Source organism: Mesorhizobium sp. WSM4809 (assembly GCF_055811655.1).
Map to the genome: position 1 here is coordinate 1 of NZ_JBVVQW010000014.1, position 13,051 is coordinate 13,051.

The following is a 13,051-nucleotide window of genomic DNA, read 5'->3' on the forward strand; positions in this document are numbered from 1 at the left end:
CCGCGAACCCATCATAAGGGGGAAAACTGTTACCTATCTATCCGGTTCAAACTGTTACCCATCTATCGGCTGGACACCGGCAAGCGGATGAGGGGCGGCGCCTGCGTTGGTTGAGTCTAAAAAATTCTCCATGCTGGCAGAAGACTATTCTGCCGTTATATTGCCCTCGATAGCGTTTTCGGCGCCATACTTCGGCTGGCTGGCGTCGCCCCTCATTGCCCTGCCGGGCATTTCTCCCCGTATAGTGACGGGGAGAAAGAGCTGTAACTACGCCCGCTTGATGGTGACGTGCGTGGCAAGCGGCGTCGCCACCTGCTCGCTGCAGATATAGCCCAGCTTGAGCATATCGAGGCCGGCGAAAAGGTTCTCGCCCGAGCCGAGCAGCACCGGCGCGATCGCCAGATGCATCTCGTCGATCAGTTTTTCCTGCAGATATTGCCGGATGGTGGCGACGCCCCCGCCGACCCGTACGTCCTTGCCGCCAGCGGCAGCTTTAGCCTGTTCAAGAGCTGAATGGATACCGTCAGTGACGAAGTGGAAAGTCGTGCCGCCCTCCATCGTGATCGGTTCCCGCTTGTGATGGGTGAGCACGAAAACCGGCACATGATAGGGTGGGTTGTCGCCCCACCAGCCCTTCCAGCTGTCGTCAGGCCATTCGCCGCGGATCGGCCCGAACATGTTGCGGCCGAGGATCCAGGCGCCGACATTCTCGAAGCTGCGCGCCGCGAACGCCTCGTTGACGTCGGTGGTGCCGCCATCTTGTCCGAGCACCATCTCACGGAAGGTGCGGGTGTCGACAAACCACTTGTGCAAGGATTCCCCACCGACGCCGAGAGGATTTTGCAGATCCTGATCGGGACCGGCGCCATAGCCGTCGAGCGACAGGGTGAAAGCGTTGACGCGAAGTTTGGACATGCGAGCCTCCTCGATAACCGATTGTATTTTGCAAGCAGTTTTTTGTAGCAAACTGATTTTGAATTGCAAGCGGTATTTTTAGAGAACTTTGCCGCACCGCACGTGCAGAGCAGAAAGATCCAGCAGTCTCGACGCGAGCAAATGTTCCGTTGCCATGCAACTGCTTATGACGAGAGAAATATCGCGGTTCCTTCCTTGCGACGCGAACAGGATGCAGCCGCAAGTGTCAGCCAAAACTATCGGCGCTGCGACGCTTCGAGCATACGTTCGACAGCAAGACGCAGTGGCGGCAGGCTGTCGGTCACCACCGCCCATACTATCGCACCGGAGGTTTTGTGATATTCGTGACGCAAAACGTTGCCTATCCCACGAACTTGTTTCCATGGAATCTCGGAGGCAAGGGCTGCCAAATCATCTGGAATGTGCCGGGCAGCTTCGGAAATGATTTCGATCCCGCGCTCGATGCCATGTCGGAGCAGCCAGTCGCTATTAAAGTCATCCAGCGTCTTGCCCGCGGCGGCAGCAGAGATGCCGTCCAGGGCCTCCATGATTCGGCTAGAATCGGTTCGATCCGGCGCACTGCCATCAAAATATGCGCACAGCAGATTGTTCGATGTCGGCCTTCAACATGGGATTGAGGCTGTCGCGGGTGGTGATATCGATCTCCGCTGACATCTTCTCCTCAAGAAATTGCTTGATGCCGACCAGATCAATCAGCGAAAAGCGTCTTGCAGGATCATAATCGATGAAGAGGTCGAGATCGCTGTCAGGTCCTGCGTCGCCCAAAATCGATCCGAACAGATAAAGCGAAGTCGCGCCCATGCCCTTGATGGCATCTGCATTTCTCTGCAACCGCTTTATGACCTCATTCCTGCTCATGAATTCATTCTAGCGGATTGCGTTAAAATTCCAAAGCTAGCGGCCCCCCTTCAGTATCTCCGCCACTTCGGGTGCGAAATAGGTCAGGATGCCGTCGCAGCCGGCGCGCTTGAAGGCGAGCAGCGATTCCAGCATTGCCTTCTCGCCGTCGATCCAGCCATTGGCGCCTGCCGCCTTGATCATCGAATATTCGCCCGACACCTGGTAGGCGAAGGTCGGCATCTGGAACTCGTCCTTCAGCCGCCGGATGATGTCGAGATAGGGCAGGCCGGGCTTGACCATCAGCATGTCGGCGCCCTCGGCGATGTCCTGTTCGGCCTCTCGCACCGCCTCGTCGGAATTGGCATGGTCGATGTAATAGGTCTTCTTGTCGCCCTTGAGCAGACCGGCGGTGCCCACCGCCTCGCGATAGGGACCGTAGAAGGCCGAGGCGAATTTGGTCGCATAGGACATGATCGCCACATCCTGAAAACCATTGGCGTCGAGCGCGTCGCGGATGGCGCCGATGCGGCCGTCCATCATGTCGGATGGCGCGATGATGTCGGCGCCGGCGGCCGCCTGGATGACGGCAGCGGCGGTCACCTGTTCCACCGTCTCGTCATTGACGATGATGCCGTCGCGCAGGATGCCGTCATGGCCGTGGCTGGTGAATGGGTCGAGCGCGGCGTCGGTGATGATGCCGATCTGCGGCACCGCATCCTTGATCGCACGGGTGGCGCGGTTGATGACATTGTCGGGATCGAGGATATGCGAGCCGGTCTGGTCGCGCAGCGAGATGTCCACATTGGGGAAGGTGGCGAGTGCCGGAATGCCGAGTTTCGCCGCGCGCTCGGCCTCCTTGACGGCGAGATCGATGGACAGGCGGAAGACGCCGGGCATGGCGGCGATCGGCTCGCGGACACCCTTGCCCTCGACGACGAAGATCGGCCAGATCAGGTCGTCGACCGTGAGCCGGTTCTCCTGCACGAGACGGCGCGACCAGTCGGCCTTGCGCATGCGGCGCAGACGGCGGCTGCCGGTGATCTCGTCGACGCCGCGCGCGCCGGCGGGCTTTGCGGGGGTGAATTTGTTCATCGCCAAATACTCTCGTTCGGGCAGGCTTTTACCACGAGCTCCCGCTGCTGACCAATGCGGCACGATTGTGCCAGCGATCCGGTCGAAGTCTATTCGGGTTGCCCATTGCCTGACAGAATCTGTGCCGCGCCTCTGATGGCGACACGGAAAGCCTCGTCGAAATTGACGCCGCGCACCTGCCAGCGGTAGGTCTCGTCGCCCGCCTTGAGCTGCCAATAGGCGATCCAGCCCAGTTCCTTGTCGCTCCAGACGAGACTGCCGGAAAGCGCCTGGTTGGCCCCGGCCTTCTTCGCCAGTGTGTCGAGCTTCGTCATCTCGGCATTGCGAAGCGCCTGATCGTCCAATCCGGCCCGCGACAGCTGCGCCGCCGTGGGAAAAGCCACCTGCATGGCCAGCGGTACGGCGGCATTGCCGAACGATTCGCGCATCGGCATGCCACGGTCGTCGTCGGCATCGAGCGCATAATGCATTGTTCCGCGCTCGGTCGCCAAAAACACCGCCAGCCGCGGCCGCTCAGTCAGCCACGGCCTGCTGCCGAGCGAAGCCAGCACCGGGTCGATTTCAGCCGGCTTGTACTGGCAGTAAAGGTTATGGGGCCGATCGTACGTGCCCTGATCGTCATGGTTGGGAATGCCTTCCATGCGGTCGCGGTAGCGAAAGCTGGCGACGAAGCTGCCGGCCTTGTCGCGCAATGCCGTCATTTCAGGTTTCGCCGGCAGGCGCTGATCGCCGGAAACCCGCACCAGAACCGCGTCGAGGCAGCGCTTGAAGCCGGACTGGCGGTTCTTCTCGTATTTGCCGTTGACGATGGTCTGCGAATTGTAGAGATCTTCCAAAGTCGCCGCCATGACCGGGTGAACAGTCAAGCAGATGCTCAGCCCGATTGCCACCGGCGCAAGGCGCGAAAATCGAGTCATAAACAACCGTCCCGTTCGAAGACCCGCCAGAGCTGCGCTGCAATGAACTCTATCCAGTTTTTCAGTATTGCAGCTCGATTTTTAGCACTCGCTCCTGGTCCGGGCCAGAGCTTGCACCGGTGTGCTCGCCATTGACGCACCCATGCGCCACGCTTTAGCACTTCAATCCCGGCGGCCGGGGGAGGGATTCTTCACGATGGATTTTGGCGGAGGCGACGAGATCCGCTTCGAACATTTGGGCCGGGCCGGCGTCGTCACCTTGACGCGGCCGCAGGCGCTCAATGCCTTGACGCACGGCATGATCAGGGCGCTCGACGCTGCTCTTTCCGCCTGGGAAGCCGACCAGGGCATCGACGTTATCGTCGTCAAGGCAGAGGGCAGGGCCTTTTCGGCCGGCGGCGATATCCTGCATGTCTATGAGACAGGCCGCGCGGGAAAACCGCCGGTCGAGTTCTTCGCCGATGAATATCGCCTCAATGCCCGCATCAACAGTTTTAGGAAACCTTATGTCGCCCTGATCGACGGTATCGTCATGGGCGGTGGTGTCGGTATCTCCTTCCATGGCTCGCACCGGGTGATGACCGAGAATGCCCAATTTGCCATGCCGGAGGTCGGCATCGGCTTTTTTCCGGATGTTGGCGCCAGCCACCTGCTGCCTGATCTCGGCGGCTCCTTCGGCATGTATCTGGCGCTGACCGGCAATCGCATCCGCTATGGCGATGCGCTGTGGTCGGGGCTGGCCACCCACACCATCAAGGCCGAGGACCAGGCTGGCTTTCTCGACCGCCTGGCGCTGACCGGCGATCCGGAATCGGTGCTGCGCGGCTTCTTCGTGCAGGCAAGGCGCGAAACCGACAGGCCGACGCTGGAGGCGATTGTTCGCCATTTTTCGCAACCGTCCCTGAACCGCGTCATCGACAGCCTCGAGCGTGCGGCCGACGCCGACGAGTTCGCGGCAAAGACACTGGCGACGATCCGCACCCGCTCGCCGACCAGCCTGCGCGTCGCCTGGCGTCAGATTAGCGCCGGACTGACGCTGTCCATGGAAGCCTGCATGAAGATGGAGTTCCGCATCCTCAACCGAATGCTCGCCGGCCATGATTTCTATGAAGGTACCCGCGCCGCCATCATCGACAAGGGCTCGAAGCCGCAATGGCGGCCGGCAAGCCTCGCTGCGGTCAGCGAAGCGGATGTCGACGCCTATTTCGCCCCGCTCGGCGAACGGGAACTCTTGATATGAGCGAGGTGACTTCGAGGCGCGTCGTGCTGCAGCCCTCCGGGGTGGAGGTGATCTTCGCCTGGTTCCAGCGCGTCATATCGGGCTATTGCCTGCTGTTCGGCGTTCTCTACTGGATCAGGTTGATCGGCTTTTATCCGGGTACGCTGTGGCGGTTCGACCTGATGCCCGTGCACTGGCAGGTCGCTGCGGTGGTGCTCGCCGTGTTCTTTCCCTTTGCCGCTGCCGGCCTGTGGATGCTGGCGTCCTGGGGGCCGGTGATCTGGTTCATCTGCGCGGTGACCGAGACGGTCATGTATGCCGGCTTTCCCGAGCTATTCGGCCACCGCTTGCTGATTGTCGCCTCGCATGCGGCGGTGGCCCTGCTCTACATCGTCTTCCGTGTCGTCATCTACCTGCAGAAGCGCCCGGTCCGCCACTAAGCCGTTGAACCCATTGGCGGCCCCGCTGTCGCCTCGAATGAGCTCCGCAATCGTTGCCGAAATCTTTAGGTTAATTATCCTTGCTCGGGTGACCGTTCGTTAAGCCTCTTCCGAAACCTCTTACCGGTAAGCTCTTGTTAGCCCTAGCGTTTAAGTCGAATTTTATGAGTATTCGATAGTGTCGCGATCAAGGTGAAAAACAAAAAATCACCAGGGCGACAAACGAGAGGCAAAGACAATGATCAATTCGCGTCCGGCGGCGAAGACCGCCAACGTATCCGACGATCGCCGCGAGGCTATCCGTTCCCTGTACATGGAATCGCTGCAGCTTGTTGAGCGGCTGCACCGCCGCCTGCTTGATGTGATCAAGGACGAATTCGACCGCAACGGCCGTTCCGACATCAATGCCATCCAGGCGCTGCTGCTGTTCAACATCGGCAATTCCGAGCTGACCGCCGGCGAGTTGCGCTCGCGTGGCTACTATCTCGGCTCGAACGTCTCCTACAATCTGAAGAAGCTGGTCGATCTCGGCTTCATCAATCACCAGCGCTCGCGCATCGACCGCCGTTCGGTCCGTGTCTCGCTGACGCCGAAGGGCAACGAGGTGGCGGAGGTCGTTGCCGGCCTCTACGAGCGTCATGTCGGCTCGATCGAGCAGGTCGGCGGCATCAACACCGACGAGTTCAAGCAGATGAACCGTGCTTTGCAGCGGCTCGACCGCTTCTGGAACGACACTATCGCCTACCGGATGTAAGGCGCCGCATCGGATCCGGCCCGCGCCACAGAAACGCGGCCGAAATATCGACCTTCAGTCAGGGCCGGTGCCGAGAGGCATCGGCCTTTTTCTAGCGACTGACGGCGACTTGAGTTCATCTGTTTGTCAGCTGACCGCAACCCCGTGGGCCACGCTTTGCTTTCGCTTCCACAATGCCTAATGTCGCCGCACAAGGGGGCATGATGGGTCGAAGCAGGCGTTTCAAGATCTGTTTTGTCGCGGCGGCGCTACTGCTTGCGTCAGAAACGGCTTTCGCCGAGGAATGGTGGAAGGATGCCTTCGCCATGGAAGGCAGCAGCCCGTGCGACGGCAATGACTCCAGAGTGACGTTCACCGATAAGTCGGTGGAAATGTGGGAAGTCGGCTGCACAATCGACAAAGTCCAGAAGATCAAAGGCCTGGACGCCGTCATTTTGGACCTGACTTGCTCGGACGATACCGACAGTGTGGAAAAGAGGCGGGCGCTGCTGCTCAAACTCGATGACAGCAAGATATTGCGTTACCCTGAGAACCAAGTGCTGCAACGATGTTCCGAGTTGGAGGCTCCGGGTCCGAAGCCCTGAGCCAGTCTCGTTCGCGGCTGGCTGCGCGCCTTGCCGCGCGGCAGTCGACCCCATAGGCGATAGCTCGGCGACGGCGCCGACCCCGATACCCAAAAGCATCGGTCCGTTCTTTTCGGAATGCCGGCCAGTCGGATTCGGGCGCTAGGCCACGTTGCCGCCATATTCCAGTGGAACCGAGAGTGGCAGTGATGCTGGTGTGAAGACCATGCGTTCACCCGCAATCCGTATCGCGCCTGGGCGCTGTCACACCAAGGTGATACGGAGCATGGTTGGCTAATTGTTAAGATTGCCAATTTTACAGTGCGGGCGAGATCGCCCGGTGATCAACGCAGCAAGTGATCGAACTGCTACAAATGTCTGGAACGTCCATGAGAACCAGCCGTCGTTTTTTCCTCTCCGGAGCCTCCGCGCTCGCAGCCGCAGTGGTCGCCGGCGGCGCCAATGCGCAGGATGTGATCGGTGACATCCTGAAATCCTCAGCGCGCGGCAATTGGGACGACCAGTTCGATGCCCGCGCCAGCGAGGGCGGCAAGGTGGCCTCGACGCTGCCGATCTTCAGCCCGCAGACCGTCGCCTTCACGGAACAGGCGGTCGGGCAATACCAGAACATTGTCGGGCAGGGTGGCTGGGTCGATGTTCCCGCGACCAAGAAGCTGCAGCTCGGCGTCGATGACCCGGATGTGGTGCCGTTGCGCAAGCGGCTGATGGTTTCCGGCGATCTGTCGCAGAGTGCCGGCATTTCGACGGCCTTCGATTCCTATGTCGACTCGGCGGTCAAGCGTTTCCAGCTGCGCCATGGCCTGCCTGCCGATGGTGCGCTCGGCAAATACACCTATGCTGCGATGAACGTTTCGGCGCAGATCCGGCTCGGCCAGTTGCAGACCAATCTGCAGCGGCTGCGCGAGAAGGCCGGCACGCTGGGCAGCCGCTACGTGCTGGTCGACATTCCGGCAGCGCAGGTCGAAGCGGTCGAGAACGACCGCGTCGTGCTTCGCCACACCGCGATCGTCGGCAAGATCGACCGGCAGACGCCGATCGTCAATTCCAAGATCAACGAGATCATCGTCAATCCATACTGGAACGCGCCCGTCTCGATCGTCCGCAAGGACATCATTCCGCTGATGCGGAAGAATCCCGATTATCTGAAGGACAGCCACATCCGCCTGTTCGCACCGGATGGCAGCGAAGTCGATCCGATGAATGTGGACTGGTCGACCGACGACGCCGCCAAGTACCGTTTCCGCCAGGATCCCGGCTCGGAAAACGCCATGGCTTCGGTGAAGATCAATTTCCCGAGCCCTGACGGCGTCTACATGCACGATACGCCGCAGCAGAGCCTGTTCGGCAAGATGTTGCGTTTCGATTCCTCGGGCTGCGTGCGCGTGCAGAATGTGCGCGACCTCGTCACCTGGATCCTGCGCGACACGCCTGGCTGGGACCGCCAGCATTTCGAAGCGGCGATCAAGACGGGTGAAAACACGCCGATCCAGGTCACCAATCCGGTGCCGGTCCATTTCCTCTATCTCTCGGCCTGGTCGACCGGTCCGGGCGTCGTGCAGTTCCGCGACGACGTCTACGCGCTTGATGGCAACAACGAACTGCAGATCACGTCCGCGCTGTAAACATTTGATTCCTAGCTAAAAAGGCCGCCTCTCAGGGCGGCCTTTTTCATTGATTGGGTGCCGCGGCGTTTTTCACGGGACGGGCGGCTGGACGGATCGGCCGGCTTTGCGCATGGTCGGCGGAAAGCCTGGAACCGGACCATGGAAGTCGCCGTCTTCATTCTGGTCGTGCTCGTCTTCGTGGCGCTTTCCGGCGCTCTGGTTCGCCTGGTACGGGTGCCGTTGCCGGTGCTGCAGATTGCGATCGGTGCCGCGCTTGCGTGGCCGGTGCGCGGCATCCATGTCGAGATCAATCCGGAACTGTTCCTGCTGGTGTTCATCCCGCCGCTGCTGTTCGGCGATGCCTATGGCGCGCCGAAGCGTGAACTGATGGCGCTGCGCCGACCGATCCTGGATCTGGCCATAGGGCTGGTCTTCTTCACCATCGTCGGCTTCGGCTACGCCTTGCATTGGCTGGTGCCGAGCATCCCTCTGGTGGTTGCTTTTGCGCTAGCCGCGGTGCTGTCGCCGACCGACGCGGTGGCGGTGTCCTCGATCGTCGACAGGAATGTCGTCCCGGCGCGGCTGATGCACATTCTGGAAGGCGAGTCGCTGCTCAACGATGCGTCCGGGCTGGTCATGTTCCGCTTTGCCGTCGCGGCGGTGCTGACCGGCAGCTTTTCCCTTGCGGCGGCTTCGCTCAGTTTTCTCTATGCTGTGGCGATCGGCATCCTGATCGGCGTGGCGGCGCTGTTCGTTGCCGCCAAGCTGCTGCAATTGCTCAACCGGATCGGCGGCGTGCCGGCCGAAGCGCAGGTGCTGGTGATGGTCCTGCTGCCCTTCATCGCCTATCTCGGCGCCGAGCATGTCGGAGCTTCCGGCATTCTGGCGGCTGTCACCGCGGGCCTGCTCACCGGCGGCTCCGGCGTGTTTCGCTTCCTCGGCGTCTCTGCGCGCATGCAGACGATGTCGCTGTGGACGACGCTCTCCTTCGTTTTCAACGGCGCTCTCTTCATCGTGCTCGGCCTGCAGCTTCCCGACATCATCCGCCATGTGCCGCCGGAACTCATGAGCCTGCACCCGATCATCCAGCCGATCGCGACCGTCATCGCGCTGACGCTGTGCCTGATCGCGTTGCGCTTCCTGTGGATCTGGGTGGGCGATATCGCCGCCGGCATCGCTGCGCGTCTGGGCAAGCGCAAGGTGGAGCCGTTCGGGCTGCGCGTGCGGCTCGCCGGTTCGGTGGCCGGTGTGCGCGGCGCCATTACGCTGGCCGGCATCCTGTCACTGCCGCTCGCCATGCCGGACGGCTCGCCGTTTCCGGCGCGCGACCTGGTCATTTTCCTGGCCGCCGGCGTCATCATCTGCTCGCTGGTCATCGCCAGCCTCGCTCTGCCGACGATCGCCAGGGGGCTGGTCGAGCCCGGTGAGGATGCCGGCGCCGCCGAGGAGCGCCTGGCGCGCGTCGGCGCCGCCAAGGCGGCAATCGCGCGCATCGAGAGCATTGCCGGAGCCGCCGATGATGAGGGAGGCGAGGTGCCCGGCACCAGGCTTGCCGCTGCCGACAGCATCGTCGCCGGCTACCGGCGCCGCATCGCCGCCTCGGACGAAGCCGATGAGGCCCGCGCCGAGGCGCGCGAAGCCGGAAGGCTGGAGCTCGAATTGAGATTTGCGGGCATCGAAGCCGAGCGCGAGGCCGTGCGCGCCATGTTTCGCAGCGGCGAGATCAACGACCATACGTCGCAAGCGCTGTTTACCGAGATCACGCTCACCGAGGCCTTGCTGAAAGGCCGGAAGGCTCGGAAATAACGACCCGCGGGCCAGGCTGGCGCAATCCGGCCAGCAAATTTCGCGCCGCAAACGTGGCGGGGCGAAAACAACTGTGTTAATGGCGCGGCAAATGCATGTCGCCCAAAAGTGTGCAGCGGTTTTGGGACAACGACATGCATAAATCAAAAATTGCCCCCGAACCTCGAGGATTTCAGGCCATGGCAACAGCAGCGGCAGTGTCGAACAAATTCGAATCCTTCTTCGAAACCACGCTGGCCGATGCCGATCCGGAGATTTTCGGCGCCATCCGCAACGAACTCGGTCGCCAGCGCCACGAGATCGAGCTGATCGCCTCGGAAAACATTGTTTCCCGCGCCGTGCTTGAAGCGCAGGGCTCGATCATGACCAACAAGTACGCCGAGGGCTATCCGGGTAAACGCTACTATGGCGGCTGCCAGTTCGTCGACGTGGCCGAGGAACTGGCCATCGAGCGCGCCAAGAAGCTGTTCGGCTGCAACTTCGCCAACGTCCAGCCGAATTCCGGCAGCCAGATGAACCAGGCCGTGTTCCTGGCGCTTTTGCAGCCGGGCGACACGTTCATGGGCCTCGACCTCAATTCCGGCGGCCATCTGACCCACGGTTCGCCGGTCAACATGAGCGGCAAATGGTTCAAGGTCGTGTCCTATGGCGTGCGCCAGGACGACCATCTGCTCGACATGGACGCCATCGAGAAGACCGCGCATGAGACCAAGCCGAAGCTGATCCTTGCCGGCGGCACCGCCTATTCGCGCGTCTGGGACTGGAAGCGTTTTCGCGAGATCGCCGACGCGGTCGGCGCCTATCTTATGGTCGACATGGCGCACATCGCCGGCCTCGTCGCCGGCGGCGTGCATCCGTCGCCGCTGCCGCATGCCCATGTCGTGACCACCACGACGCACAAATCGCTGCGCGGCCCGCGCGGCGGCATGATCCTGTGCAATGACGAGGACATCGCCAAGAAGATGAATTCGGCGGTGTTCCCCGGCTTGCAGGGCGGCCCGCTGATGCATGTCATCGCTGCCAAGGCTGTCGCTTTCGGCGAAGCGCTGAAGCCAAGCTTCAAGGTTTATGCCGAGAGCGTTGCCGCCAACGCCAAGGCGTTGGCCTCCAGCCTCAAGGAGACCGGTCTCGACATCGTCTCCGGCGGCACCGACAACCATCTCATGCTGGTCGACCTCAGGCCCAAGAACGCCACCGGCAAGCGCGCCGAGGCGGCGCTTGGCCGCGCCAACATCACCTGCAACAAGAACGGCATCCCGTTCGACCCGGAAAAGCCTTTCGTCACCTCGGGCGTGCGTCTCGGCACCCCGGCCGGCACCACGCGCGGCTTCGGCCAGGCCGAATTCCGCGAGATCGGCAAGCTGATCGCCGAAGTGCTGGACGGTCTCAAGGTTGCGAATTCCGACGAGGGCAATGCCGCTGTCGAAGCTGCGGTCAAGGCCAAGGTCGTGGCGCTGACCGATCGCTTCCCGCTCTATCCCTATCTCGGCTGAGGCGATAGGAAGGCTTACCGCCTGCTGCAACGACAAGCGTCGTTTCAGCAGGCCGGGGCGACCGGCAGGAGCCTTGATGATGCGACCGTTTCGTTTCGCCAACCTTGGTGCCGTTGGCGCTCTGGCCGCTTTGATCGCCGTGCCTTTCCCCGGCGTCGCCTTGGCGCAAACCGCCTCTGCTCAACCCGCGCCCGCGCAACCCGCACCTCAGGCCGAGCCGGCGGCGCCCGCCCAGGCGGCACCCAAGCTCGAAACGTTCGGCAGATGGTCGACCCTGGTCGACGAGGTCGACACCGGTGAGGATCTGCGCAAGACCTGCGCTGCCTCGACCGCCTTTATCGGCGCGGGCGGCGTGCCCGGTACCTTGACGCTCGTCATCACGAACGGCGATGCACTGCCGCCGGATGCCTACCCCTCCATAACCATCGCCGTCGACAACAAGGGTCTGCCGGCCGGCAAGTCGATTGCCGCCACCTTCGGCGATGACAAGGGCCGTGTCGCCGCCAAACTCCATTCCGATGGCGCCGTCAACGGCCGGCTCAGCTGGACCGTGGACAATCAGGCCAAGATCAGCCTGGCGCTCCTGCGCGCCATGCGCCGGGCATCGGTACTTGATGTCTCCTTTGGCGACGCACCTGTTGGAAGCATATCCATGGATGGCTTCACCAAGGCCTATCGCAGCCTCGGTGCATCGTGCGGATTCCCGACCGCCGACGTAGCTCCCTGAAAACATCGGTACGCGGTGCGGCTGCCTGGCGAGGCTGGCAATCCTGCTTGCGCCTCGCTATCTCTGAAGCGCAAGGGGCTGTTGGCGACACTTTGCCATCGCTGCAAAAACCTCTAAGCCTTTCCCTTCACCAGATTCGCCAACCAAAGGCTTCTCCATGCGCTGTCCCTATTGCCAGTCAGAAGATACGCAGGTGAAGGATTCGCGCCCCGCAGAGGATGGCGCGGCGATCCGCAGGCGGCGTGTCTGCCCCGATTGCGGCGGTCGCTTCACCACCTTCGAGCGCGTGCAGTTGCGCGACCTCGTCGTGGTCAAGAAATCGGGCCGCAAAGTGCCCTTCGACCGCGACAAGTTGCTGCGCTCCGTGGAGATCGCCGTGCGCAAGCGCAATGTCGATCCCGAGCGCATCGACCGCGCGGTGACCGGCATCGTGCGCCAACTCGAAAGTTCCGGCGAGACGGAGGTTGCTTCGGGAGAAGTCGGCCGGCTGGTCATGGAAGCGCTGAAGTCGCTCGACGACGTCGCCTATGTCCGCTTTGCCTCGGTCTACCGCAATTTTCGCGAGGCCAAGGATTTCCATGAATTGCTGGGCGAGCTCAAGGGCGACGAAATCAAGGGTGAAGAGGAAGCCAGCTGAGC

The 13,051-nt window shown here is 61.9% G+C and carries 14 protein-coding genes; 9 read left to right on the plus strand and 5 right to left on the minus strand.

What is annotated here, in order from left to right; translation table 11 throughout:
* Positions 1-267 precede the first annotated feature (267 nt).
* The 5 genes from AC0L24_RS25760 to AC0L24_RS25780 all read right to left on the minus strand — a co-directional run bounded on the left by AC0L24_RS25760 (position 268) and on the right by AC0L24_RS25780 (position 3,785).
* The gene (locus AC0L24_RS25760) at positions 268-915 is read right to left on the minus strand and encodes a dihydrofolate reductase family protein (RefSeq protein WP_473564278.1); all 648 of its coding nucleotides are present in this window, start codon (positions 913-915) and stop codon (positions 268-270) included.
* Between the two features lie 236 nt (positions 916-1,151).
* Positions 1,152-1,463: a HepT-like ribonuclease domain-containing protein gene (locus AC0L24_RS25765; protein ID WP_473564279.1), complete on the minus strand. Its 312-nt coding sequence runs from the start codon at positions 1,461-1,463 to the stop codon at positions 1,152-1,154.
* A gap of 37 nt (positions 1,464-1,500) precedes the next feature.
* Positions 1,501-1,794, minus strand: coding sequence for a nucleotidyltransferase family protein (locus AC0L24_RS25770; protein ID WP_473564280.1), 294 nt, complete (start codon positions 1,792-1,794; stop codon positions 1,501-1,503).
* 36 nt (positions 1,795-1,830) lie between these two features.
* A complete protein-coding gene (gene hemB / locus AC0L24_RS25775) occupies positions 1,831-2,868 on the minus strand; it encodes a porphobilinogen synthase (RefSeq protein WP_127329917.1) in 1,038 nt (345 codons plus the stop codon).
* A gap of 89 nt (positions 2,869-2,957) precedes the next feature.
* Positions 2,958-3,785 carry a DUF2066 domain-containing protein gene (locus AC0L24_RS25780; RefSeq protein ID WP_473564281.1) on the minus strand — a complete coding sequence of 276 codons (828 nt, stop codon included), beginning with the start codon at positions 3,783-3,785 and terminating at the stop codon, positions 2,958-2,960.
* Between the two features lie 196 nt (positions 3,786-3,981).
* Between AC0L24_RS25780 and AC0L24_RS25785 the strand changes: the two genes are divergently transcribed.
* The 9 genes from AC0L24_RS25785 to nrdR all read left to right on the plus strand — a co-directional run bounded on the left by AC0L24_RS25785 (position 3,982) and on the right by nrdR (position 13,049).
* A complete protein-coding gene (locus tag AC0L24_RS25785; protein ID WP_473564282.1) occupies positions 3,982-5,025 on the plus strand; it encodes an enoyl-CoA hydratase/isomerase family protein in 1,044 nt (347 codons plus the stop codon).
* Positions 5,022-5,444: a DUF6163 family protein gene (locus AC0L24_RS25790; protein ID WP_473564283.1), complete on the plus strand. Its 423-nt coding sequence runs from the start codon at positions 5,022-5,024 to the stop codon at positions 5,442-5,444. The genes AC0L24_RS25785 and AC0L24_RS25790 overlap by 4 nt, the downstream gene beginning before the upstream one ends.
* A 238-nt stretch (positions 5,445-5,682) precedes the next feature.
* Positions 5,683-6,198: a transcriptional regulator LdtR gene (gene ldtR, locus AC0L24_RS25795; RefSeq protein ID WP_008875359.1), complete on the plus strand. Its 516-nt coding sequence runs from the start codon at positions 5,683-5,685 to the stop codon at positions 6,196-6,198.
* 173 nt (positions 6,199-6,371) lie between these two features.
* The gene (locus AC0L24_RS25800) at positions 6,372-6,782 is read left to right on the plus strand and encodes a hypothetical protein (protein WP_292630358.1); all 411 of its coding nucleotides are present in this window, start codon (positions 6,372-6,374) and stop codon (positions 6,780-6,782) included.
* Positions 6,783-7,150: 368 nt separating this feature from the next.
* Complete coding sequence (locus tag AC0L24_RS25805) at positions 7,151-8,404, plus strand: L,D-transpeptidase family protein (protein WP_127329923.1); 1,254 nt, start codon at positions 7,151-7,153, stop codon at positions 8,402-8,404.
* A gap of 141 nt (positions 8,405-8,545) precedes the next feature.
* Positions 8,546-10,192: a Na+/H+ antiporter gene (locus tag AC0L24_RS25810; RefSeq protein ID WP_128288392.1), complete on the plus strand. Its 1,647-nt coding sequence runs from the start codon at positions 8,546-8,548 to the stop codon at positions 10,190-10,192.
* A 179-nt stretch (positions 10,193-10,371) separates the two neighbouring features.
* Positions 10,372-11,685 (plus strand): serine hydroxymethyltransferase, encoded by a 1,314-nt coding sequence (glyA, locus tag AC0L24_RS25815; RefSeq protein WP_013532252.1) that lies wholly within the window; start codon positions 10,372-10,374, stop codon positions 11,683-11,685.
* Positions 11,686-11,761: 76 nt separating this feature from the next.
* On the plus strand, positions 11,762-12,412 hold the full coding sequence (locus tag AC0L24_RS25820; protein ID WP_127810704.1) for a hypothetical protein: 651 nt from the start codon (positions 11,762-11,764) through the stop codon (positions 12,410-12,412).
* Positions 12,413-12,569: 157 nt separating this feature from the next.
* On the plus strand, positions 12,570-13,049 hold the full coding sequence (gene nrdR / locus AC0L24_RS25825) for a transcriptional regulator NrdR (RefSeq protein WP_023810227.1): 480 nt from the start codon (positions 12,570-12,572) through the stop codon (positions 13,047-13,049).
* Positions 13,050-13,051 lie beyond the last annotated feature (2 nt).